The sequence below is a fragment of the Aeromonas sp. 600774 genome, assembly GCF_049175075.1.
GTDB classification, from domain to species: Bacteria; Pseudomonadota; Gammaproteobacteria; order Enterobacterales; family Aeromonadaceae; genus Aeromonas; species Aeromonas veronii_A.
Genome location: NZ_JAAKUJ010000019.1, coordinates 43,756 through 66,439, shown reverse-complemented (window position 1 = coordinate 66,439; position 22,684 = coordinate 43,756). Strand labels below are relative to the sequence as shown.

Here is a 22,684-nt window from a genome sequence, read left to right as displayed (position 1 = left end):
CTGATATGGCTCAGTCGGTAGAGCGCATCCTTGGTAAGGATGAGGTCCCCAGTTCGATTCTGGGTATCAGCACCATTAAATAGAAAGCCTCCCTGAAAAGGGAGGCTTTTTTGCATCTGTCATTTTTATGATATCCCCTTACATTCCCTATTCCCGCAACCCCCTCTGCTTGCAGCCGACACTGTTTATCTGCTGGTTTGAGTCCTAATGTGTTACTCATTTGACTGCTATTGATGGTTTTATCCATAGATTTAACCATGATTGATTGACGTAAAACGTTTTACATGTAAAATCCGGCGCGTTTTGCCTATTACGTGGAGAGAGAGCATGGCGCAGGATAACGAATACTGTTTGGGGGCGGTACCCGCCAAAGGGCGCAAAGGTGTGCTGTCGCTGATGCTGGTGATGCTAGGCCTGACCTTCTTCTCTGCCAGCATGTGGACCGGTGGTGCGCTGGGCACCGGGCTGGTGTTCGATGACTTCATCAAGGCGGTACTTATCGGCAACTTGTTGCTGGGTATCTACACCGCTTGTCTCGGTTATATCGGTGCCTCAACCGGTCTCTCTACCCATCTGTTGGCGCGCTACTCGTTTGGGGTGAAAGGTTCCTGGCTGCCATCCCTGCTGCTGGGTGGCACTCAGGTCGGCTGGTTTGGCGTGGGCGTGGCGATGTTTGCCCTGCCGGTACAGAAGGCGACTGGGATCGATGTGAACTGGCTGATCGCCATTTCGGGCATTTTGATGACGGTGACCGTCTACTTCGGGATCTCCGCCCTGATGGTGCTGAGCTTTGTGGCCGTGCCGGCCATTGCGCTGCTCGGCGGTTATTCGGTCTGGCTGGCGGTGACCTCGACCGGTGGCATGGCGGCGCTGCAGCAGGTACAACCGACCAATCCTATCGAGTTCACTACGGCGCTGACCATGGTGGTCGGTTCCTTTATCAGTGCAGGAACTCTGACCGCCGACTTTGTCCGATTTGGTCGCAAACCCTGGGGCGCCGTCATGATTACCATGGTGGCGTTTTTTTTGGGCAACACTCTGATGTTCGTCTTCGGCGCAGCCGGTGCGGCAGCGACTGGTCAGGCCGATATCTCGGAAGTGATGCTGATGCAGGGGCTGTTGATCCCCGCCATTCTGGTGCTGGGCCTCAATATCTGGACCACCAACGACAACGCTCTCTACGCCTCCGGCCTCGGTTTTGCCAACATTACCGGTCTCAAGAGCAAGCCGCTCAGCGTGATCAACGGCCTCATCGGTACCGCCTGTGCCCTCTGGCTTTACAACAACTTTGTCGGCTGGCTGGCCTTTTTGAGTACGGCAATTCCGCCGATCGGTGGCATTATCATCATGGATTTCCTGCTCAATCGTGAGCGTTACCGTCAGTTTGCCGATCAGCAGTTCGAGACGGTGCGCTGGCAGGCGCTGGTCGCCACGGCAGTCGGGGTGGCTGTCGGCAAGTGGCTGCCGGGCATAGTGCCACTCAACGCGGTATTGGGCGCCGCCTTCACCTATTTCATTCTGGTTCGCCTCACCCAGCGGCCGGTTCTGGTACAGGAAGCTAGCAAATGCTGATTCAACATATTCGTTTGGCCGATCGGGAAGGGTTGTGGCAGATCCGCTGTCAGGATGGGGTCATCACCGCCATTGAGCCCCATGACGAGCATGCAGTCGCCGGTCGGGTGCTGGACGGGGAGGGGGGTCTGGCCATTGCGCCCTTTATCGAGCCCCATATTCACCTCGATACCACCCAGACGGCTGGCGAGCCGAGCTGGAACCTTTCCGGCACCCTGTTTGAGGGGATCGAGCGTTGGGCCGAGCGCAAGGCGCTGCTGACCCATGAGGATGTGAAACAGCGGGCCATCCAGACGCTGAAGTGGCAGATCGCCAACGGCATCCAGTTCGTCCGTACTCATGTCGATGTCTCCGATCCCAATCTGGTGGCGCTCAAGGCAATGCTGGAGGTGCGGGAGGAGATTAAGGAGTGGGTGGAGCTGCAGATCGTCGCCTTCCCGCAGGAGGGGATTCTCTCCTACCCCAACGGCAAGGCACTGCTGGAGGAGGCGCTCAAGCTGGGGGCCGACGTGATCGGTGCGATACCCCACTTCGAGTTTACCCGGGAATATGGTGTCGAAAGTCTGCACTACATCTTCGATCTTGCCGAGAAGTATCAGGTTCTGGTCGATGTGCACTGTGACGAAATCGATGACGAGCAGTCCCGTTTCATCGAGACGCTGGCGACCCTGGCCTACGAGCGGGGTATCGGTCATAGAGTCACCGCCAGTCACACCACCGCCATGCACTCCTACAACGGCGCCTATGCTTCCCGCCTGTTCCGGCTGCTCAAGATGGCAGGCATCAACTTTGTGGCCAATCCGCTGGTGAACATTCACCTGCAGGGGCGGTTCGATACCTATCCCAAACGTCGCGGCATTACCCGGGTGAAGGAGATGCTGGAGGCGAACATCAACGTCTGTTTCGGTCACGACGACGTGTTCGACCCCTGGTACCCCATGGGCACTGCCAACATGTTGCAGGTGCTGCACATGGGGCTGCATGTCTGCCAGATCATGGGTTACGAGCAGATCAACGACGGTCTGAAGCTGATCAGCAGCCACAGCGCCCGCACCCTGAATGTGCAGGATCGCTATGGTATTGAGGTGGGCAAACCGGCCAACCTGTTGATCCTGCCTGCCGAGAACGGCTTCGATGCGGTGCGCCGTCAGGTGCCGGTGCGTTACTCGATCCGTCACGGCAAGGTGATTGCCCAGACCCGCCCGGCCCAGACCGAGATCGTGCTGGGTGAGCCAGAGCCGATCGATTTTCGCCGCTGAGATTTCAATCAGGCTGGATGACGATTAGTTCCGCCTCTGGGCACAAGGGCCGCCATTGCGACATAATGGCGGCCTGACCCTGAGGGAGTGACACCATGCAAACCTGGTTCTATGTTGCTGCAGGGGGCGCCATCGGCGCCTGCCTTCGTTTTGGGATTGCCGAACTGATGGCCTTGCTGCTTGGGCGCCACTTTCCTTACGGGACTCTGGTGGTCAACGTGGTGGGCTCTTTCATCATGGGGGTGGCGTTCGCCCTCATCAGTCATGGTCATGTGGTAGAACACCCGATGAAGCCGCTGCTGATGGTGGGGATCCTCGGTGCCCTGACTACTTTCTCTTCCTTTGCCCTCGATACGGTAGTGCTGGCTCAACATGGGGCCTATCTGAAAGCGCTGCTCAATATTGGTCTCAATCTCTTCCTCTGTCTGGCCATGGTGGTGCTGGGCATGCAGTTGGTTGCGAGCCGGGTTTAAGGTGTCCGGACGCCAGTGGCTCTGGTAAACTGGCGGCCATTCTTTGCTCTATGGGTGTTTAAGGGATGTCAGAACAAGCAACGACAACGCATTTTGGCTTTAAAACCGTGGCCGCGACCGAGAAGGAAACTCTGGTAGCAGGTGTCTTCCATTCGGTGGCAGCCAAGTATGATCTGATGAACGATCTGATGTCGTTCGGCATCCACCGCCTGTGGAAGCGCTTCACCATCGACTGTTCCGGTGTGCGCAAGGGTCAGAAGGTGCTGGATCTGGCCGGTGGTACCGGTGACTTGACCGCCAAGTTCTCCCGCATCGTCGGCGAGACCGGTCAGGTGGTGCTGGCGGATATCAACGACTCCATGCTGAAAGTGGGCCGCGACAAGCTGCGTAATCTGGGGGTCGCCAACAACGTCTCCTACGTGCAGGCCAATGCCGAGGCGCTCCCCTTCCCGGATAACCACTTCGATGTGATTACCATCGGCTTCGGCTTGCGCAACGTCACCGACAAGGACAAGGCGCTCGCCTCCATGTTCCGGGTGCTCAAGCCGGGTGGCCGTTTGCTGGTGCTGGAGTTCTCCAAGCCGGTCAGCGAAGTGATCGCCAAGCTCTATGACCTCTACTCCTTCAAACTGCTGCCGAAAATGGGCGAAATCGTCGCGAACGACAGTGAAAGCTACAAATATCTGGCAGAGTCCATCCGCATGCACCCGGATCAGCAGACCCTGGCCGGCATGATGGAAAATGTCGGGTTCGAGCAGGTGGAGTACTTCAATCTGACTCAGGGTGTGGTCGCCCTGCACCGCGGTTACAAGTTTTAAGGTTGCCTATGCCGATGGATGCCATGGTCACCGCGGTGATCGAAACCAGCCTCAACCAGTTGCTGGCGCTGGACAAACAGAGTCCGGAGCGGCTGCGCAAACTGGTGGGCAAGGTGCTAAAGCTGGAGCTGCGTGAACTCAAGCCGCTCTGGTTCGTCTTCTCCGAGCGCCGGCTGGATGTGCTGGCCCAGCATGAAGGGGAGGCCGATGCGGTGCTCAGTCTCTCCCTGACCGCCCTCGGTCTGCTGAAAGACCCGTCCGCCCTGACCCGCTATATCCGCGAGGAGAAACTGGATCTGAGCGGTGATCCCCAGCTGGTACAGGCATTCAGCGTGCTGCTGGGTGAGCTGGATATCGACTGGGAAGAGGAGCTGTCGCGCTATACCGGCGATGTCGTTGCCCACACCCTGTTCAGCGGTGCCCGTCAGGCGCGTCGTCTGGTCGGCCGCGAGCTGTGCCGCACCCGCAGCCAGCTGGCGGAATATCTGACCGAAGAGGCCCGCCTCGCCCCCGGCCCGCTGGAAGTGGCGAGTTTCAACGATGACGTCGAGGTGCTGGCCCAGCAGCTCAAGGCCGTCGAACTGCGGCTGGCCCGCTTTGAACAGCAGGTGACCTGATGACCCCGAAGGAGTTCAAACGCCTCTATCGCATCATCACCATCCTGCTGGAGCAGGGCATCGACGAACTGGTGCCCGCCCGCTATCAATCCTGGCCGGGCCGTCTGGCCCGTCGCTCCCTGTTCTGGCTCAAGAACAAGCAACCGGAACTCAGCCGTGGTGCCCGCATCCGCCTCGCCTTCGAGGCTCTTGGCCCCATCTTCATCAAGTTTGGCCAGATGCTCTCGACCCGCCGCGACCTGTTGCCGCCGGATATCGCCGAAGAGCTGGCCCTGCTGCAGGACAGGGTGCCCCCTTTCTGTGGTCAGGCGGCGCGCCAGCAGATCGAGCTGAGCCTGGGTTGTCCCATCGAAACCCTGTTTGACGACTTCGACGAGACGCCGCTGGCGTCGGCTTCCATCGCGCAGGTGCATACCGCCCGCTTGAAGGAGAGTGGCCGCGAGATCGTCATCAAGGTGATCCGTCCCGACATCGAGCCTGTCATCGAGGCTGACCTGCGGTTGATGCAGGCGCTGGCCCGTCTGGTGGCCCGCTTCGTGCCCCAGAGCGCGCGGCTGCGCCCCATCGAGGTGGTGGAGGAGTATCGCAAGACCATCCTCGACGAGCTGAATTTGATGCGCGAAGCGGCCAACGCCATCCAGCTACGGCGCAATTTCACCGGCTCCGAGGCACTCTATGTGCCTGAAATCATTACCGACCTCTGCCGCGAGCAGGTGCTGGTGATGGAGCGCATCTACGGTATTCCGGTCTCCGACATTCCTGCGCTGGAAGCCAACGGCACCAACATGAAGCTGCTGGCGGAGCGCGGAGTAGAGGTCTTCTTCACCCAGGTGTTCCGCGACAGCTTCTTCCATGCCGATATGCACCCGGGCAACATCTTCGTCTCTTACGAACATCCGGAAAACCCGCTCTGGATCGGCATCGACTGCGGCATCGTCGGTACCCTCAATCGGGAAGACAAACGCTATCTGGCTGAGAACTTCCTCGCCTTCTTCAACCGCGACTATCGTCGGGTGGCGGAGCTGCACGTGGAGTCGGGCTGGGTGCCGGCAGACACCAAGGTGGACGAGTTCGAGTTCGCCATTCGCACCGTGCTGGAGCCCATCTTCGAGAAGCCGCTCTCTGAAATTTCGTTCGGTCACGTGCTGCTCAACCTGTTCAACACCGCGCGTCGCTTCCATATGACGGTGCAGCCGCAGCTGGTGCTGCTGCAAAAGACCCTGCTCTATGTGGAAGGGTTGGGGCGCCAGCTCTACCCGCAACTCGATTTGTGGCAGACCGCCAAGCCGTTCCTCGAAAACTGGATGCACGAACAGGTGGGGCCCAAGTCGGTATTGAACGCCATCAAGGAGAAGGCGCCATTCTGGGCCGAGAAGCTGCCGGAGCTGCCGGAGCTGGTCTATGAGACCCTGCGCCAGACCCGTCATCAGCAGCGTCATTTCGACCAGATGTTTGCCGAGTTCCGCCGTCACAGCCGTCGACAGGGGCAGGCCCGCTACCTCTTAGGGGTTGGAGCCAGCCTGCTATTGGCGGGTGTATTCTTGCTGACCCAAAAACAACACATTGAGTGGGGACAAGCCAGTCTCGCCGGTGCAGCCCTCTGCTGGCTGGTCGGCTGGTTGCGAACCCGTTCCCATTAATCAACAACCGCGCCGTCAGGCGCCTGTTCTGGAGAGAAAATCATGGGTGGTATCAGTATTTGGCAATTGTTGATCATTGCAGTCATCGTCGTGCTGCTGTTCGGTACCAAGAAACTGCGCGGCATTGGCGGTGATCTGGGCGCGGCGGTCAAAGGGTTCAAGAAAGCCCTCTCCGACGAGCCGGCTGATGCCAAGGCCGAGCAGAAAGATGCCGAGTTTCCCCCGAAACAGCTGAACGAAGCGGCCACTCAGAGCAGTGAGACCGCCAAACAGAAAGACAAAGACCAGGCCTAAGCCATGTTCGATATCGGTTTTTGGGAGCTGGTCGTTATCGGTGTGGTAGCACTGGTGGTACTGGGGCCCGAGCGGCTGCCGGTTGCCATCCGCACGGCTACCCACTGGATCCGCCTCATTCGTTCGACCGCAAACTCGGTCAAGTCCGAGCTGGAGCAGGAGCTTAAGTTGCAAGAGCTGCATAACGACCTCAAGAAGGCCGAACAGTTGCAGATGAGCAATCTGAGCCCCGAGCTGCAGGAGTCTATCGAACAGCTCAAGGCGGCGGCCCAGTCGGTCAATCGCCCCTATCAGGTGGAGAACGAGATCCGTCCGCCGCGCACCGAGCCGGTCGCCCAGGCTGAGCCTGCCACGCCGGTTGAGCCTGCGGTGCAGCTGAGCCACGACGTGCCGCCGGTCAACAGCCAGCGGGAGAGCGAGCCGGTGCCGGTCAGCGACTCCGCAGCAAAAGGGGAGGTGAAGCCATGAGTCAGGCCGAACAACCCCTGATCAGCCATCTGGTTGAGCTGAGAACCCGTTTGCTGCGCTCCATTACCGCCATCCTCGTGGTGTTTCTGGCGCTGATCTACTTCTCCAACAACATCTACGACTTCGTGGCCCAGCCGCTGCTCAGTCAGCTGCCGGAAGGGACCAGCATGATCGCGACGGATGTGGCGACCCCCTTCCTGACGCCGATCAAGCTGACCCTGGTGGTCTCCTTCTTCGTGGCGATCCCCTATCTGCTCTATCAGGCCTGGGCCTTTATCGCTCCCGGTCTGTACCAGCATGAGCGGCGGCTGATCATGCCGCTGGTGGTCTCCAGTGCCCTGCTGTTCTATGCGGGGATGGCGTTCGCCTACTACGTGGTGTTCCCGCTGGTGTTCGGTTTCTTCACCAGCACAGCACCCGCAGGGGTGACGGTGGCGACCGACATCGCCAGCTATCTGGACTTCGTACTGACCCTGTTCTTCGCGTTCGGGGTAGCGTTCGAAATTCCGGTGGCCACCATACTGCTCTGCTGGACCGGCGTGACCACACCGCAAAACCTGAAGGAGAAACGTCCCTACGTCATCGTCGGGGTGTTTGTGGTCGGCATGTTGCTGACGCCGCCTGATGTCTTCTCCCAGACCCTGCTTGCCATCCCGATGTGGGCGCTGTGGGAGATAGGTCTGTTCTTCGCCCGCTTCTACGTGAAGAAAGAGGATGAAGAGCAACAGGAACAACCGGATGTGGAGAGCTGAGGCTCTGTTGTTCGTCACCTGTTTGCCGGACGGCGAGAGGATGACGACGTCCGCAGGAATAGCAGAACGAGGGGAGCTGAGGCTCCCTTCCTCTTTTCATGCTCCCGTTCGAGGCGTATGGTAAGACCCCATTCGGTAGATGGTTTTCAAATACCTGATATGTATTCCTTTGTTCGGAACGTCTCATTCCATGATCGATATCGGTTTAAACCTGACCAGCAGCCAGTTCGTCGGTGAACAGCCTGAGCTGGTGGCCCGCGCCCGTGCCGCCGGAGTGGAGGCGCTGATCCTCACCGGTACCGATCTGGCTGGCAGCCGTGAGAGCGCTGAGTTGGCCGCCCGCTGGCCGGGCTACTGCTTCTCCACCGCCGGGGTACACCCTCACGATGCCAAGAGTGTCGATGAGGCGACCCTGCCCGCCTTGCGCGAGCTGGCAGCCTTGCCGCAGGTGGTCGCTATTGGCGAGTGCGGTCTCGACTACAACCGCGACTTCTCCCCCCGCCCGGTGCAGGATGCGGTATTCGACGCCCAGCTGGCACTGGCTGCCGAGCTCCGGATGCCGGTGTTTCTCCACTGCCGCGATGCTCACGCCCGTTTCATCGAGATCCTCCGTCCCTGGTTGCCGAGGCTGCCGGGAGCCGTGCTGCACTGCTTCACCGGCTCCGACGAGGAGCTGGACGAGTGTCTGGCGCTGGGGCTGCATATCGGGGTGACCGGCTGGCTCTGCGACGAACGCCGCGGCCAGCTGCTGCGCGAACAGGTGGCTCGCATTCCGGCCGGTCGGCTGATGATCGAGACTGATGCCCCCTATCTGGTGCCGCGGGATCTGAAACCGCGCCCGAAACGCAACGAACCCGCTTTTTTGCCGCACATCGCCCAGGTGGTGGCGGCCTGTCGTGGCGAAGCGCCCGAGGCCTTGCTGGCCCATACCCGGGCCACCTCCGCCGCGTTCTTCCAACTTCCTCTCCAGGAGTGATTCATGGCTACAACTCTTCCGGGCGCCTTTCCGGGCCGCCGCCTGCGCCGTCTGCGCAAACATGATTTCAGCCGTCGTCTGGTGCGCGAGAACGTACTGACCGTCAACGATCTCATCTATCCGGTGTTTGTGCTGGAGGGGGAGAACCGTCGGGAAGCCGTTCCCTCCATGCCGGGAGTGGAGCGTCTCTCCATCGATCTGCTGCTGGAGGAAGCCGCCGAGCTGGTGGAGCTGGGCGTACCTGCCATTGCCCTGTTCCCGGTCACCCCGCTGGAGAGCAAGAGCCTGATGGCGGAAGAGGCCTATAACCCGAACGGGCTGGCTCAGCGCACCGTGCGCGCCCTCAAGGCTCGCTTCCCGGAGCTCGGGGTGATCACCGACGTGGCACTCGATCCGTTCACCACCCACGGTCAGGACGGCATCATCGATGACGAAGGCTATGTGCTGAACGACATCACCACCGAGATCCTGATCAAGCAGGCGCTCTCCCATGCCGAGGCCGGGGTCGATATCGTCGCGCCGTCCGACATGATGGATGGTCGCATCGGCGCCATCCGCGCTGCGCTGGAAGAGAACGGCTTCATCAACACCCAGATCATGGCCTACTCCGCCAAGTACGCCTCCTGCTACTACGGCCCGTTCCGCGATGCGGTCGGCTCTGCTGGCAACCTCGGCAAGAGCAACAAGGCTACCTATCAGATGGATCCGGCCAACAGCAACGAAGCCCTGCACGAAGTGGCGCTGGATATTCAGGAAGGGGCCGACAGCGTGATGGTCAAGCCGGGCATGCCCTATCTGGACGTGATCCGTCAGGTGAAGGATCAGTTCGGGGTGCCGACTTTCGCCTATCAGGTGAGTGGCGAGTACGCCATGCACATGGCGGCGATCCAGAACGGCTGGCTCAAAGAGAAGGAGTGCATCATGGAGTCCCTGCTCTGCTTCAAGCGGGCTGGGGCCGACGGCATCCTCACCTACTTCGCCAAGCGTGTGGCGCAGTGGCTGAAGGAAGATGCCCGCTAAGCGGGATGAAGGGAATAAACGAGAGGGGGAGCCGATGGCTCCCCCTCTTTGTTATGGCTGGCTGATTACAACTGGATCCAGGCATCGCTCCAGGCTGTGCCGGTACCCGGCGCATAGTGGCTGCTCGAGCCGCCACACCAGCCGCTGTAGGGCCAGGGTTTGCACTCGTAGTTGCCACCGGTATTGCTGACCCGATCACCGGCCTGATAGCCGGTGTTGGGGGCATAGGCCGGGTAGTCACCTTCGCCACCCCCGCTGCTCTCTTCGGTCAGCGCAACCGGGAAGCGCTGCACCACCGGCTGCTGGCCGTTAGCCAGACCGGTGATCACAACGTCGTAGCTGCCATCGGTGACATTGCTGCCCTGCAGTACCAGGGTGCTGGTGCCATTCACCTGGCTGCTGGTGGTACCGTGGCTGTGGCCGCTCTGCTCTAGAGTCGCGGTGATTTGGACCGGGTTGGCGGTCGTCACGTTGAAACGGATGCTGACCTGACCGTTGACTATGGTGTACTCGCTCGCCATGGCGCTGACGGTGAAGTCGCTGCTGCCTTCGGCGGGTGGCGTTGTGCCGCCGCAGTCGCTGTCGCCCTGTACGCGCCAGACGCCCCAGTCACCCGTGGTGCCCGGCTCTTCGTTCTGGGTCCACCAGCCTGCCAGCCAGTTCTTGCCGTTGTGGCTGACGATGTCGCCGCCCACGTAGACCTTCTTGGCATCCCAGCTGTTTTCACAGACGGCGCCCTGCTCCCTGACGGTCACGTTGCGCTGCTGGGTTACCTGCTGACCGGCGCTGTCGCTCACCTGATAGGTGAGGGTGTAGCGGCCGACCTTGCTGCTGTCGACGTTGCCGCTGACCTTGATTTGGGCGGTCAGGTCGCCATCTTCTTCATCATGGGCGCTGACGCCAGCCATCGGATCGAAGGGGGTACCCAGCTCCAGCGTGGTATCGGTGACGCCACTGAATACCGGCTTCATGCTGTAGATCTCGATGGTGCGTACCTGCTCGGTGACGTTGTTGTCGCGATCGCTCACCTTGTAGGTGAGGGGGTAGAGGCCGATGCGCTGGCTGTCTACCGAGCCTTCTACCTGGATCTGACCAGTCAGATCGCCATCTTCCTTGTCACTGGCGCTGACGCCGGCCAGCGGATCAAAGGCGGTACCCTGCTTGATGCGGGTATCGCTCAAGCCGCTGAACACCGGCTTGCCGTTGTCGACCGGGGGCGTGATCTCCTGATCGTGGATGAAGGGGCCGTAGCTCTTGATGAAGGATTCGTTGTAGGACTGACCGGCGGCGTTGCGACCCATGTCCCAGTTGATGGACCAGGTCATCACGCCGCGCAGGGGCTGACCCTGGCTCTTCAGCTTGTTGAAAGCATCGAACAGATCCTGCGGATTCTTGACGTAACCGGTGGCGGCCGCATCGATATTGGTCGGAATGCCGAATACCAGCTTGTCGTGGGGGATCTTGTAGTAGCCGCGACTGCCGTTGATGAGGGAGTCCGCCATGTAGTAGATGAACTCTTCTTTCAGGGCATCGTTGTTCTGGGCGATCCAGCCTACCCCGTCGATCCAGATGCCGTCGCCACCCTGGTTGTAGAACTGGGGATTGATCCAGTCGTAGTACCCTTCCAGATTGCGGATATAGGGGATGTAGGCGCCAGTCTGGGTCAGATAGGGGAACTCGGGCGCCATGGTGATGAGGAAGTTTTTCCCCTGGGCGCGGTAGTGCTCCTTGACCAGCCGCAGGGCCGCCGGGATCACGGTCTGGTTGTTGGCGGCAGTGATGGCGGACTGCTCCAGATCGATGTCCAGACCGTCGAAGCCATAGGTCTCCACCAGACGGATGATCTCGTCGGCGAAGGCCTGCTCCTGACCGGTACGCAGCTCGATGTGTGCATCGGCGCCGCCCAGCGCCAGCAGCACGGAGCGGCCCTGGCTGTTCAGCAGGGCAATCTGCTCGATAAACTGGCTCTCGCTCATGCCGGTGGCTGGGTCTAGTTTGAAGGTGGGGATGGGATCGCTGCCGTACACCTTCATGAAGGAGACATCGACCACGTTGTATTGCGGATTGACCTGGTCGAGCTTGACGCAGGGGGCAGTACCGCCCTGATAGCCGGCGCCACCGCACCAGTTGTGCCAGTAACCCACCACGACACCGGACTGGGGATTGACCATGGCCTGGCCGGCTGAGGCAGCCTGCGCCATGGGGGCGCCCATGCCGAGCAGACAGCCCAGCAGGGATAACTTCAGTTTGTTCATCTTGATATCTCCATACAGTACAAAATGGAGCGGTCAGCTTTGGCCGAACGCTCCCGGGGGCAGCCCCGCTGTCATAGGAAATCTCCCTTAGACCGGTAGCTTTGCGTCGCGCCCTTTCGGGTCACTTTGCCTTTTTCACCCGATTTCTGTGCATCACAGAGAATCAAGTGACCTGCATGGCAGGTTGCCTATGATAGATGCTTGAAAATAAATTAATCAATAGTCGGTTGTGATTCTAATCAACTGAAAAATATTGATAATTTTTCTCATCACCTACTTCTTGCCGGGGATCCTGACTGAGCGGTTCGATGCCGGGTGAGCAGCTATTAAATCGGTAAATGGCGACTGGTTTGTTCCTTGGAAGTGCCGGTAAGAGCCAAAAAATCTCGTAGATTCATCCTGTTGCAGGTTGTTGATGGCAAAATTGCAGCAACGGCAGAGATCCGGGTCGCAATGGCTGGAAAAGTACAGGGTTGCGGCGGATTCCCGCTTGATTATTGCGTGGCTTGGCCACATGTTAGAAAGCCATACAGAGCTGCTAAAGCGGTCTGTTCAAGACCAAACAAGAGGTAACCGGGATGAATAACCCTTTGCTGACAATGGATTCTCTGCCCCCTTTCAGCCAGATCAAGCCGGAGCAGGTTCAGCCTGCCGTGATTCAGGCGATTGCTGACTGCAAGCAGAAGATCAGCGATGTGCTGGCCCAGCGTGATCCCCATACCTGGGATAGCCTGATTGCCCCGCTGGAAGAGGTAAATGACCGTCTGTCAAGGATCTGGTCACCGGTCAGCCACCTCAACTCCGTACTAAACAGCGAAGCGCTGCGCGAGGCCCATGATGCCTGCCTGCCGCTGCTCTCCGAATTCCAGACCTATGTCGGTCAGCATGAAGGGCTCTATCAGGCCTATCTGGCCCTCTCCCAGAGCGATGATTTCCCGCTGCTGAGCGGCGCCCAGCGCAAGGAGATCCAGAATACCCTGCGTGACTTCCGCCTCTCCGGTATCGGTCTGCCTGCCGAGGCGCAGCAGCGCTACGGTGAAATTCAGGCCCGCCTCTCCGAGCTGGCCTCCCGCTTCAGCAACAACGTGCTGGATGCGACCCAGGGCTGGCACAAGCTGGTGGCCGATGAAGCCGAACTGGCCGGCTTGCCCGACAGCGTGCGCGCCGCTGCCCGTCAGATGGCTGAACTTAAAGGCAAAGAGGGGTGGCTGTTCACTCTGGATATCCCTTCTTACCTGCCGGTGATGATGTATGCCGACAACCGCGAGCTGCGCGCCGAGATGTATGAGGCCTTCACCACCCGCGCCTCCGATCAGGGCCCCAATGCGGGCAAGTGGGACAACTCCGCCATCATGAGCGAGCTGCTCACCCTGCGCCGCGAACTGGCTCAGTTGCTGGGCTTTGCCAACTATGCCGAGCTCTCCCTGGCCACCAAGATGGCGGACAAGACCGAACAGGTGGTGAGCTTTCTCACCGATCTGGCGGCCAAATCCCTGCCGCAAGGCAAGGCTGAGCTAGAGGAGATCCGCACCTTCGCCGCCGAACAGCACGGTCAGAGCGAGCTGGCCGCCTGGGATCTCGCCTACTACGCCGAGAAGCTCAAGCAGCACAAGTTTTCCATCTCCGATGAGCAACTGCGCCCCTATTTCCCCGCCAACAAGGTGGTGAAAGGGTTGTTCGAAGTGGTGAAGCGGGTGTTCGGCATGAAGGTGCGCGAGCGCCTCGGCATCGACACCTGGCACCCTGACGTGCGCTTCTACGACATCTTCGATGCCGACGACGAGCTGCGCGGCAGCTTCTATCTCGACCTCTACGCCCGCGAGCACAAGCAGGGCGGGGCCTGGATGGATGTCTGTCTGGGTCGTCGCTACCGTCAGGATGGCTCGCTGCAAAAGCCGGTGGCCTACCTGACCTGCAACTTCAATGGTCCGGTGGATGGCAAACCGGCGCTGTTCACCCACAACGAAGTGGTCACCCTGTTCCATGAGTTTGGCCACGGCATTCACCACATGCTGACCCGTATCGACGTTGCCGGTGTCGCCGGTATCAACGGCGTGGCCTGGGATGCAGTGGAGCTGCCGAGTCAGTTCCTCGAGAACTGGTGCTGGGAGTCCGAGGCGCTGGCCTTTATCTCCGGCCACTACGAGACCGGCGAGCCGCTGCCTGCCGATCTGCTGGAGAAGATGCTGACCGCCCGCAACTTCCAGGCGGCGATGCAGATGCTGCGTCAGCTGGAGTTCGCCCTGTTCGACTTCCGCCTCCATCAGGAGTTTGACCCGGCTAATTCGGCACAAATCCCGGCGCTGCTGGACGAGGTTCGCAGCCAGGTGGCCGTGATGACGCCGCCAGCGTTTAACCGCTTCCAGCACAGCTTCTCCCACATCTTCGCGGGCGGCTATGCGGCGGGCTACTACAGCTACAAGTGGGCCGAGGTGCTCTCTGCCGATGCCTTCTCCCGCTTCGAGGAGGAGGGGATCTTCAACCCGGCCACCGGCCAATCCTTCCTGAAGAATATTCTGGAGAAGGGGGGCTCGAAGGAGCCGATGGAGCTGTTCCGAGCCTTCCGTGGTCGTGAGCCCAAGGTGGATGCACTGCTGCGACACAGCGGGATTGCCGCATGAGGCTGATGGCCACGACTGCACAGAGCCTCAAGCAGATACATTTTTGAGCCATAGTGAGATCAAGACGTGATTTCTGCGATAAAAAGGGACCTTTTGGTCCCTTTTTTCAAGGCTTTTTAATATCTTGCTGATTGCATATTTGCACAGTCCACTGCTCTTCAGTAGAGTCGTGTTCTAACCTTCAAGGAGAGAAAGCCACTTGCCATGAGGCGAGCACTCGATTCCGTCTGTCAAATCATCTCCAGTCTGGCTCACTCGAGCGGTCAGGGATATTTCGATACCTTTGTGAGTGAAATCGCCGCTGCTGTGATGGCTGATGTCGTCCTGATCGCCAGCAGGGGATCAAATGCTACCCACCTGACGGTTCAGACCGCTTATCCCTCCTCTCTTGACACCGATACCCTGACGCTGCCACTTGCTGACTCTCCCGATGCCATTACCTGGCAGGAGGGGGAAGCCTGGTTTAGCGATCGTCTGCTCCAGCTCTTTGCCAACGTTCCCCTTGCGCAGGAATGGCAACCTCAGGCTTATGCCGGGATCGCCCTCAGGAATGCAGATGGCGAGACCATAGGTATCTGCGCTCTGCTTTACCGTCAGCCACAGGCCAATATGGGCAAGGTGATGGGGCTGCTTCGGTTGCTGGCTCCGTTGGCGGGTCGTGAGCTGGCGCTGATGTTGCAACGACAGCTGCCCCCCCCTATGCCTGAACCGTCCCATGCATTGCAGAGCATGCTGTTCCAGGCTCCAGTGGGGATCGGCAAACTGGATCTGGCTGGCCGTATCCTCTGGGCCAACCCGGCCATCGAGCAGATGCTTGGCTATCCCCTCGACGAGTTGCTACAGCGATCCATCTCCGACATCAACCATCCTGAGGATTGGCAGGGCAGCCTCGTCTGCTACGAAGAGATCCGCCGTGGCGAGCGCAGCAGTTTTACCCGGGAGAAGCGCTACTTCTGCAAGGGGGGTCAGATCCTGTGGGGCCGGGTAACCGTCACCCTGATCCGTGACGAGCAGCAGCAACCTGACTACCTGATGGTTTTGCTGGAGAATATCGATCCTCTCAAGCGCCATGCGGAGCAGCTCAAACTCTCTCACCGTGTCTATGACAATCTCTCCGAGGCGATTCTGGTGTGCGATGCCGATAGCCGCATCATCTCGGTCAACCCGGCCTTCGAGCAGATCACCGGTTATAGCAGCGACGAGGTGCGGGGGCAGCGCCCCAGCCTGCTCAAGTCGGGGCTGCACGATCAGACCTTCTATGCCGATATGTACCACGCGCTGGAGCGGGTGGGGGTATGGCGTGGTGAGGTGTGGAACAAGCGCAAGAATGGCAAGCTCTATCCACAGCAGCTGATGATTAGCACCCTGCGGGAAGGAGGCAGGATCAGCCAGTACATCGCCATTTTCAGTGATCTTTCCCAGACCAAGCTGGCCGAGCAGAAGATCGCAGCCCAAGCCAACTATGACAACCTCACCAGCCTGCCCAACCGCTGGCTGTTCAGTCGCTGTCTCAGCCGCTTCTGCGAGCGGGGCGAGCGCTTCGCGCTGATGGTGCTCGACCTCAACAACTTCAAGGCGGTCAACAACAGCATGGATCACCATGCCGGAGACGCCCTGTTGCGGGAGGTATCTGACCGGCTGGTGAGCCGGGTGCGTACCGAGGACTTGGTGGCCCGCATCGGTGGTGATGAGTTCGCCTTTCTGGTGCCAGGCATCGTCACCCGTCGTCAGGCCGAGGTGTTTGCCAAGCAGGTTATTGGTAGCTTTACCCGTCCCTTCATGCTGGCCAACCAGCATCTCTATGTTACGGCAACCGTGGGGATGACCCTCTGCCCCGTCGATGGTAGCGAGAGTGACGAGCTGCTGCGCAACGCCGAACAAGCGCTGTTTGCCGCCAAGCGGCAGGGGCGGTTGATCGGTACCTACTGCTCCTCCATGCGGGAAGAGGTGCGTCAGCGCCACCAGATGCAGCAGGATCTGGCGGAGGCGATCAAGCTGGAGCAGTTAACCATGGCCTACCAGCCGATCTGGGACAACCGCAGCGGTCGGGTCGCCAAGCTGGAGGCGCTGGTGCGCTGGTATCACCCTCAGTGGGGACAGGTGTCGCCAGCCGAGTTTATCCCGCTGGCGGAAGAGGCGGGGTTGATTCAGGGGCTGGGGGCGCTGGTGTTGTGGCAATCATGCCGGGATCTGGCACGGTTGCAGCAGTCCGGCTTCCCTGATCTGCAGATGTCGATCAACCGCTCCACCATGGAGTTCCAGACTATCGACCCCGAGGCGAGCGAGTGGCTCAAGGTGATCCAGCACTTCGGGCTCGATCCTGCCGACATCATCATCGAAATCACAGAATCTCTGCTGATGGAGAGCAGTGATCAGCACCGGGTGCGGATCGATGCCCTGCGCGAGGCGGGTTGCAAGCTGGCTATCGATGATTTCGGTACCGGCTACTCTGCCCTCAACTATCTGCGCTCTTTCCCAGTGGATCTGGTCAAGATCGACCGCTCTTTTGTGCGCCATATCCCCTTCAACGAGCAGGATCGGATGCTGCTGGACGGCATCATCAACATAGTGCACAACCTCGGTATGCAGGTGGTGATTGAGGGGGTAGAGACCCGCGAGCAGCTCAATTTCCTCTGCCAGAAGGGATGTGCCTTCACCCAGGGTTATCTGCTCAGCCGCCCGCTGGCCTATGACGATCTCACCGAATATCTGCAGCTCAATGACAAGGGGATGTTTCTGCAGATCAGTTAGGTGTGCTTACTCCTTCGATGTCATCTGTTCCTGCTTTGCTTGCAGTGTCCGGTAATCCTCGCCGAGATAGCGCAGGTAGATGCGATCCAGGACTCCCTCGTCCAGCATCTGTTGCAATGCCTTGTTGTAGGCAGGCAACAGGTCTGCTTTCTGCTTGCCAAAACAGAGGTAGAGCGGTGTCGAGTCGATAAAGGGGGTGAGGGGGCGGATCTTTACGTCCTGCTCCCTGGAGAGGATGGGGGCCGAGAAGTAGTCGAGGATGATGAGGTCAACCCGGCTCTTCTCAAGCAACAGCAGCAACTGCTTGTCTGAATGGGCCTTGATGGGGTCCCATCCGGTGAAGTTCCTGATCTTGTCGGTATAGTCATAGCCCCTGACCATCCCTACTTTCAGTCCCTTGGCCATCTCCCACGAGAAGGTCTGTAACGGACTGTCGGTACGCACATAGGCGGCCAGCGGGTAGAAGGCTGTGGCAAGGTCAGAGTGATAGCAACCGGGGAGAGGGGCATTGTCGAGAATGCCATCCGCCAGCTGGGTGCTGACATACTGTTCGCAGCGGCCCCAGGGCAGTTCGAGCAGGGTCAGGGTCATACCGAGGCGTCTGGTTGCTTCCTGATGGATCTCCACTGATATCCCTTCCATCAGTTTGCCTTGTTCGGCGTAGGAGAAGGGAGGCCAGTCTACACCGCATACCTTGAGACTGGTGCTGCTCTGGGCGGCAAGCAACAGGGCTATCAGCAGCTGCATGGGATTCTCCGGGATATGAGGGGGTTGTGGTACACTCGCTTCACTGAACTTAGAACGCATCCAGAGACCATGCAAATCCTCCTCGAAGACCCCGCCAAGGCCGCGCAGGCAGACGCGCTGGCCAGCCAGCTTGGCCAAATCGACCTTCCCCTGTTTGCTCTGGTGTTTACTCCGGAGCGGCTGGAGTTGCGCAAGCTGGATGAACCCAAGCTGGGTGCCGTCTATGTGGATTTCGTGGCGGGGACGGTGGCGCATCGCCGCAAATTTGGTGGAGGTCGTGGCCAGTCCATCGCCAAGGCAGTGGGGCTCAAGGCCGGTGCCACACCGACCGTGGTGGATGCCACTGCCGGTCTGGGGCGCGATGCCTTCGTGCTCGCGTCCCTCGGTTGCAAGGTGACCCTGATCGAGCGCAGCCCTGTGGTGGCAGCTCTGTTGCAGGACGGGCTGGCACGGGCGGCGCAAGATCCCGAGATTGGCCCCTGGGTGCGCGAGCGGATGCAACTGCTGCACGGGCCTGCCGTGGACAATCTGCTGGCGCTGCCGGAGCGGCCCGAGGTGATCTACCTCGACCCCATGTTCCCTCACAAGCAGAAGTCGGCGTTGGTGAAAAAAGAGATGCGGGTATTCCAGTCGCTGGTGGGACCGGATCTCGATGCGGATGCCCTGTTGCCTGCCGCGCTCAAGATGGCTGAGAAGCGGGTAGTGGTGAAGCGGCCGGACTATGCGGGCTGGCTCAACGAACAGAAGCCCAGCATGGCCATCGAGACCAAGAGCAACCGCTTCGATGTCTATGTGATGGCGGCGCTGGCGGCGAGTTAACGGTCGGTGCGAGTCGCAGATGCAAAAAAGGAGGGCCAACGTCATGTTGGCCCTCCTTTTTCGTATTGGATTCAGTTGGTTGGCGCGAAGCGGATCAGCTTTTCTTCCCCTTGCCAGTTCAGGCGCAGGGTCGCCAGTTCTGCCAGACTGAGCCGCTCGCCACTGTGCAGCAGCAGATACTCGACCCCTTCGCTGGCTTCGATGGTGCGGATCTTGTCATCCCATTGGCGATCATCGCGGCTGGTGAGGGTCACCGGCAGTTGCCAGCTGGCAGCAATTTCGAGCCAGTCGTAGAGATCGCAGCTGATGGGTTGATAATCCGGCATGATCGGCTCCAAAACAGGCTAGTTGCTGAGTCAGGCTTCCTGTACGCGGGTCGGCCAGCCCATTTTCTGCTGGCGTTCCACTTCAAAGCGCAGCTCGCTGGCGCGCAGGTAGTGTTCATCCATCCAGCCCTTGGGCAGGGTCAGGGTCAATGACTCCTCTTCTGCCTGCAGGGTGAAGCTGGGCACTGTGCCCTGGGTGCGGCGCATGCAGAGGATCAGCGCGATGCGCAGGATACGGGCCAGCCGGATCGCCTGACGACCGGTGACGGCACCCTGTTTCTCCAGCGGTTCCAGCTTGAATTCGTCCCGCTGGTTGAACAGCAGGGCCGACAACAGCTTCTTTTGCGCAGGGGTAAAGCCCGGCATGTCGATGTTGTCGATGATGTAGGCGGCGTGTTGCGGCGCCTTCTTGTACTCGATACAGAGGCCGATCTCGTGCAGCAGGGCGGCATAACGCAAAATCGGGCGACCGTAGCGTTTGGAGAGTCGCCAGGCCGGTTGCAGCTGGTTGAACGCCTCGACGGCGGTATCGCGCACCCGTTCGGCGTGCTCTTTATCCAGCTGATAGCGGCTGATCAGGCTGTCGGCGGTACGATCCCGGGCATCACAGTCGTGATTGTTGCCAAGCAGACCGTAGATCAGTCCTTCACGCAGGGCGCCACCCGCGAGGGTCATGCTCTCGATATCGAGGGTTTCGAAGATGGCGATCAGGATGGCGAGGCCGGAGGGGAACACGGTCAGCCGCTCGGCCGCCAGCCCTTCCAGTTGCAGCCGGTCCAGCTTGCCGCAGGCGATGGCCTGACCCATCAGCTCCTGCAGTTTCGGCAGGGTGACCCGCTCGCTCTTCCCTTGCGCCAGCATGATCTCTTGCAGCGCCTGTACCGTGCCGGAGGCGCCGACGCAGGTGCGCCAGCCGAGGGCGCGATAATCTTCCGCCACCTTCTCCAGCACCGCCTTGGCGGCAGCAATCGCCTGCTCGAAACGGGCTTCAGAGAGCTCGCCATCACCAAAGTGATTGTTGAGCCAGGTGACGCAGCCCATGTGCAGGCTGTTGAGCAGTTTTGCCTCGCTATGCTCGCCTATCACCAGTTCGGTACTGGCACCGCCGATGTCGATCACCAGCCGGTTGCCTTCCCCGGCAGAGGTCCAGGAGACCCCTTCATAGATAGTCTTGGCCTCTTCCTCGCCCGAGATGATCTCGATGCTGTGGTTGAGAACCCGTTCCGCTTCGCTGAGGAACTCATCGACGTTGGTGGCAAGCCGCAAGGTGGCGGTGCCCACCACCCGGATGTTGTCGGCCGGAATGTCCTGCAACTGTTCGGAGAAGAGACGCAAACAGTCCCAGCCCCGCTCCATGGCGGCACGGCTGAGACGAAATTCCGGATCGAGCCCGGCTGCGAGGCGAACCTTGCGCTTGACCTTGGCGACGGTGCGCAGAGCACCGGCGACCTCGCGCACCACCAGCATATGAAAGCTGTTGGAGCCGAGGTCGATAGCGGCATAGAGAGGCGAGTTGTGCAACGGGCCTGTCCTTAGCTCTTGCGCGGCGGACGACGACGGTTGTTGCTGTTGCCACCGCCCTGACGATCTCGCATGTTGCGGTTCACCGGCTGACGGTTGCGGAATACCCGTTTCGGCGGGGTGACATCATCCAGCAGCGCTTCACGGTCGTACTTGCTGACCGGAATGGCGTGGTGGATGTACTCCTCGATGGCCGGCAGGTTGAAGGCATAGTCTTCACAGGCCAGGCTGATGGAGTGACCGCTCTTGCCGGCACGACCGGTACGACCGATACGGTGTACATAGTCTTCTGCGTCGTCGGGCAGATCATAGTTGAAGACGTGGGTCACGTCAGGGATGTGCAGACCGCGGGCGGCAACGTCGGTGGCGACCAGAATATCGAGCGCACCCTTGGTGAAATCCTCGAGGATCTTCATCCGCTTCTTCTGCGGCACGTCACCGGTCAGCAGACCGACGCGGTGGCCGTCGTTTTCCAGCCAGGCATGGACGTCTTCACAGACATGCTTGGTGTTGGCGAAGACGATGGCTTTTTCCGGCCACTCCTCTTCCATCAGGGAGAGCAGCAGCAACATCTTGTCTTCATTGGAGGGGTAGAACAGCTCCTCCTTGATCCGCACGCCGGTCATCTGCTCCGGCTCTACCTGCACATGTTCCGGGTGGTTCATATGTTCATAGGCCAACTCCTGCACACGCAGGGAGAGGGTGGCGGAGAACAGCATGCTCAGACGCTCGGTCGCGGGCGGCATGCGGCGGAATAGGAAGCGGATGTCCTTGATGAAGCCCAGATCGAACATGCGATCTGCTTCGTCCAGTACCACGACCTGAATGTTGCTCAGATCGATCACCTTGGACTTGAAGTAGTCGATGATGCGACCGGTGGTGCCGATCAGGATATCGACGCCCTGCTCCAGTACGGCCAGCTGCTTGTCGTAACCTTCGCCACCGTAGGCGAGGCCGAGTTTCAGGCCGGTAGAGGCGGCGATGCTGTCGGCATCGTTGTAGATCTGTACTGCCAGTTCCCGGGTGGGGGCCATGATGATGGCTCTGGGTTGGTTAACCAGACGGGGCTTGGTCAGCGGGTGAGTCAGCAAATAGTTGAAGGTGGCGGCTAGGAAGGCGATGGTCTTGCCGGTGCCGGTCTGGGCCTGTCCGGCGAGGTCATGGCCTTCTACCAGCAGTGGCAGAGAGAGTGCCTGGATGGGCGTACAATAGTGAAATCCCTTTGATTCCAGACCAGCCAGAACTTCGGGTTCGAGGCCCATTTGGGCGAATTTGTCGGTCGTTAAGTGTGTTTTGCTCATGGCGGTAGGTTATCAGGTTAGGCTTGCAATAATAAACAGGATCATTTCAAATAGGGCAACTATTGCCTTTATTGACGAGTCAATAAAGCCTTATTTACTGACTGGAGTTGGAGATGAGTGACAAGATTGTTCAGCTGAGCGATGCCAGCTTCGAGGCAGATGTAATCAAAGCCGATGGCGCCGTTCTGGTCGACTTCTGGGCCGAGTGGTGTGGTCCGTGCAAGATGATTGCCCCGATCCTGGAAGAAGTTGCCCAAGAGTACGAAGGTCGCGTAACCGTAGCCAAACTGAACATCGACCATAACTCTGATACTCCGCCGAAGTACGGCATTCGTGGTATTCCGACCCTCTTGCTGTTCAAGAATGGCGAAGTGGCAGCGACCAAGGTCGGTGCTCTGTCCAAGACTCAGCTGAAAGAGTTCCTGGACGGCAACCTGTAATAATCGAAGAGGAG

At 59.6% G+C, this 22,684-nt stretch carries 20 protein-coding genes and 1 riboswitch; of the genes, 15 read left to right on the top strand and 5 right to left on the bottom strand.

What is annotated here, in order from left to right:
- Window positions 1-327: 327 nt before the first annotated feature.
- The 11 genes from codB (at window position 328) to hemB (ending at window position 9,889) form a co-directional block, all read left to right on the top strand.
- Window positions 328-1,572 (top strand): cytosine permease, encoded by a 1,245-nt coding sequence (gene codB, locus G5171_RS19045; RefSeq protein ID WP_337073706.1) that lies wholly within the window; start codon window positions 328-330, stop codon window positions 1,570-1,572.
- The gene (locus G5171_RS19040; protein WP_337073707.1) at window positions 1,566-2,831 is read left to right on the top strand and encodes a cytosine deaminase; all 1,266 of its coding nucleotides are present in this window, start codon (window positions 1,566-1,568) and stop codon (window positions 2,829-2,831) included. The genes codB and G5171_RS19040 overlap by 7 nt, the downstream gene beginning before the upstream one ends.
- 95 nt (window positions 2,832-2,926) lie before the next feature.
- On the top strand, window positions 2,927-3,304 hold the full coding sequence (gene crcB / locus G5171_RS19035) for a fluoride efflux transporter CrcB (protein WP_005339378.1): 378 nt from the start codon (window positions 2,927-2,929) through the stop codon (window positions 3,302-3,304).
- Window positions 3,305-3,369: 65 nt separating this feature from the next.
- Window positions 3,370-4,122, top strand: coding sequence for a bifunctional demethylmenaquinone methyltransferase/2-methoxy-6-polyprenyl-1,4-benzoquinol methylase UbiE (ubiE, locus tag G5171_RS19030; protein WP_005342396.1), 753 nt, complete (start codon window positions 3,370-3,372; stop codon window positions 4,120-4,122).
- Window positions 4,123-4,130: 8 nt separating this feature from the next.
- Complete coding sequence (locus G5171_RS19025; RefSeq protein WP_021230987.1) at window positions 4,131-4,739, top strand: ubiquinone biosynthesis accessory factor UbiJ; 609 nt, start codon at window positions 4,131-4,133, stop codon at window positions 4,737-4,739.
- Complete coding sequence (gene ubiB / locus G5171_RS19020; RefSeq protein ID WP_421260597.1) at window positions 4,739-6,379, top strand: ubiquinone biosynthesis regulatory protein kinase UbiB; 1,641 nt, start codon at window positions 4,739-4,741, stop codon at window positions 6,377-6,379. The genes G5171_RS19025 and ubiB overlap by 1 nt, the downstream gene beginning before the upstream one ends.
- Window positions 6,380-6,421: 42 nt before the next feature.
- Window positions 6,422-6,673, top strand: coding sequence for a Sec-independent protein translocase subunit TatA (tatA, locus tag G5171_RS19015; RefSeq protein WP_005339385.1), 252 nt, complete (start codon window positions 6,422-6,424; stop codon window positions 6,671-6,673).
- A 3-nt stretch (window positions 6,674-6,676) separates the two neighbouring features.
- Window positions 6,677-7,141: a Sec-independent protein translocase protein TatB gene (tatB, locus tag G5171_RS19010; RefSeq protein WP_421260596.1), complete on the top strand. Its 465-nt coding sequence runs from the start codon at window positions 6,677-6,679 to the stop codon at window positions 7,139-7,141.
- Complete coding sequence (gene tatC, locus G5171_RS19005) at window positions 7,138-7,893, top strand: twin-arginine translocase subunit TatC (protein WP_040098487.1); 756 nt, start codon at window positions 7,138-7,140, stop codon at window positions 7,891-7,893. The genes tatB and tatC overlap by 4 nt, the downstream gene beginning before the upstream one ends.
- 190 nt (window positions 7,894-8,083) lie before the next feature.
- Window positions 8,084-8,869, top strand: a complete 786-nt coding sequence (locus G5171_RS19000) for a TatD family hydrolase (RefSeq protein WP_323911429.1) — start codon at window positions 8,084-8,086, stop codon at window positions 8,867-8,869.
- A 3-nt stretch (window positions 8,870-8,872) separates the two neighbouring features.
- A complete protein-coding gene (gene hemB / locus G5171_RS18995; RefSeq protein WP_033112882.1) occupies window positions 8,873-9,889 on the top strand; it encodes a porphobilinogen synthase in 1,017 nt (338 codons plus the stop codon).
- Window positions 9,890-9,954: 65 nt separating this feature from the next.
- Here the strand turns inward: hemB and G5171_RS18990 are convergent, their stop codons facing one another.
- Complete coding sequence (locus G5171_RS18990) at window positions 9,955-12,144, bottom strand: immunoglobulin-like domain-containing protein (protein ID WP_421260595.1); 2,190 nt, start codon at window positions 12,142-12,144, stop codon at window positions 9,955-9,957.
- Between the two features lie 55 nt (window positions 12,145-12,199).
- A riboswitch (cyclic di-GMP riboswitch) is annotated at window positions 12,200-12,285 on the bottom strand.
- Between the two features lie 437 nt (window positions 12,286-12,722).
- Between G5171_RS18990 and prlC the strand changes: the two genes are divergently transcribed.
- Both prlC and G5171_RS18980 read left to right on the top strand, forming a co-directional pair.
- On the top strand, window positions 12,723-14,765 hold the full coding sequence (gene prlC, locus G5171_RS18985; RefSeq protein WP_236348675.1) for an oligopeptidase A: 2,043 nt from the start codon (window positions 12,723-12,725) through the stop codon (window positions 14,763-14,765).
- A 204-nt stretch (window positions 14,766-14,969) separates the two neighbouring features.
- Entirely contained in the window at window positions 14,970-17,516 is a 2,547-nt protein-coding gene (locus G5171_RS18980; RefSeq protein ID WP_421260594.1) for a putative bifunctional diguanylate cyclase/phosphodiesterase, read from the top strand.
- A gap of 6 nt (window positions 17,517-17,522) precedes the next feature.
- Here the strand turns inward: G5171_RS18980 and G5171_RS18975 are convergent, their stop codons facing one another.
- Window positions 17,523-18,263: a substrate-binding periplasmic protein gene (locus G5171_RS18975; RefSeq protein ID WP_216979822.1), complete on the bottom strand. Its 741-nt coding sequence runs from the start codon at window positions 18,261-18,263 to the stop codon at window positions 17,523-17,525.
- Between the two features lie 69 nt (window positions 18,264-18,332).
- Between G5171_RS18975 and G5171_RS18970 the strand changes: the two genes are divergently transcribed.
- Window positions 18,333-19,082 (top strand): class I SAM-dependent methyltransferase, encoded by a 750-nt coding sequence (locus G5171_RS18970; RefSeq protein ID WP_337073712.1) that lies wholly within the window; start codon window positions 18,333-18,335, stop codon window positions 19,080-19,082.
- Window positions 19,083-19,153: 71 nt separating this feature from the next.
- Here G5171_RS18970 and G5171_RS18965 read toward each other — a convergent pair whose 3' ends face one another.
- From G5171_RS18965 to rhlB, 3 genes are read right to left on the bottom strand one after another with little or no spacing between them, the layout of a single operon-like run.
- On the bottom strand, window positions 19,154-19,408 hold the full coding sequence (locus G5171_RS18965; protein WP_042054704.1) for a Rho-binding antiterminator: 255 nt from the start codon (window positions 19,406-19,408) through the stop codon (window positions 19,154-19,156).
- A 30-nt stretch (window positions 19,409-19,438) separates the two neighbouring features.
- Window positions 19,439-20,929 carry a guanosine-5'-triphosphate,3'-diphosphate diphosphatase gene (gene gppA, locus G5171_RS18960; protein WP_005355894.1) on the bottom strand — a complete coding sequence of 497 codons (1,491 nt, stop codon included), beginning with the start codon at window positions 20,927-20,929 and terminating at the stop codon, window positions 19,439-19,441.
- 11 nt (window positions 20,930-20,940) lie between these two features.
- The gene (rhlB, locus tag G5171_RS18955) at window positions 20,941-22,230 is read right to left on the bottom strand and encodes an ATP-dependent RNA helicase RhlB (protein WP_005339414.1); all 1,290 of its coding nucleotides are present in this window, start codon (window positions 22,228-22,230) and stop codon (window positions 20,941-20,943) included.
- Between the two features lie 113 nt (window positions 22,231-22,343).
- On the opposite strand from rhlB, the gene trxA reads away from it, so the two are divergent.
- A complete protein-coding gene (trxA, locus tag G5171_RS18950) occupies window positions 22,344-22,670 on the top strand; it encodes a thioredoxin TrxA (protein ID WP_005339416.1) in 327 nt (108 codons plus the stop codon).
- Window positions 22,671-22,684: the final 14 nt, after the last annotated feature.

Coding starts and splice junctions, on each gene's coding strand:
- G5171_RS18980 (WP_421260594.1), top strand. CDS start 14,970: ATGAGGCGAGCACTCGATTCCGTCTGTCAAATCATCTCCAGTCTGGCT.
- crcB (WP_005339378.1), top strand. CDS start 2,927: ATGCAAACCTGGTTCTATGTTGCTGCAGGGGGCGCCATCGGCGCCTGC.
- G5171_RS19000 (WP_323911429.1), top strand. CDS start 8,084: ATGATCGATATCGGTTTAAACCTGACCAGCAGCCAGTTCGTCGGTGAA.
- G5171_RS19040 (WP_337073707.1), top strand. CDS start 1,566: ATGCTGATTCAACATATTCGTTTGGCCGATCGGGAAGGGTTGTGGCAG.
- trxA (WP_005339416.1), top strand. CDS start 22,344: ATGAGTGACAAGATTGTTCAGCTGAGCGATGCCAGCTTCGAGGCAGAT.
- tatA (WP_005339385.1), top strand. CDS start 6,422: ATGGGTGGTATCAGTATTTGGCAATTGTTGATCATTGCAGTCATCGTC.
- G5171_RS18970 (WP_337073712.1), top strand. CDS start 18,333: ATGCAAATCCTCCTCGAAGACCCCGCCAAGGCCGCGCAGGCAGACGCG.
- tatB (WP_421260596.1), top strand. CDS start 6,677: ATGTTCGATATCGGTTTTTGGGAGCTGGTCGTTATCGGTGTGGTAGCA.
- codB (WP_337073706.1), top strand. CDS start 328: ATGGCGCAGGATAACGAATACTGTTTGGGGGCGGTACCCGCCAAAGGG.
- tatC (WP_040098487.1), top strand. CDS start 7,138: ATGAGTCAGGCCGAACAACCCCTGATCAGCCATCTGGTTGAGCTGAGA.
- G5171_RS19025 (WP_021230987.1), top strand. CDS start 4,131: ATGCCGATGGATGCCATGGTCACCGCGGTGATCGAAACCAGCCTCAAC.
- hemB (WP_033112882.1), top strand. CDS start 8,873: ATGGCTACAACTCTTCCGGGCGCCTTTCCGGGCCGCCGCCTGCGCCGT.
- ubiB (WP_421260597.1), top strand. CDS start 4,739: ATGACCCCGAAGGAGTTCAAACGCCTCTATCGCATCATCACCATCCTG.
- G5171_RS18975 (WP_216979822.1), bottom strand. CDS start 18,263: ATGCAGCTGCTGATAGCCCTGTTGCTTGCCGCCCAGAGCAGCACCAGT.
- ubiE (WP_005342396.1), top strand. CDS start 3,370: ATGTCAGAACAAGCAACGACAACGCATTTTGGCTTTAAAACCGTGGCC.
- G5171_RS18990 (WP_421260595.1), bottom strand. CDS start 12,144: ATGAACAAACTGAAGTTATCCCTGCTGGGCTGTCTGCTCGGCATGGGC.
- rhlB (WP_005339414.1), bottom strand. CDS start 22,230: ATGAGCAAAACACACTTAACGACCGACAAATTCGCCCAAATGGGCCTC.
- G5171_RS18965 (WP_042054704.1), bottom strand. CDS start 19,408: ATGCCGGATTATCAACCCATCAGCTGCGATCTCTACGACTGGCTCGAA.
- prlC (WP_236348675.1), top strand. CDS start 12,723: ATGAATAACCCTTTGCTGACAATGGATTCTCTGCCCCCTTTCAGCCAG.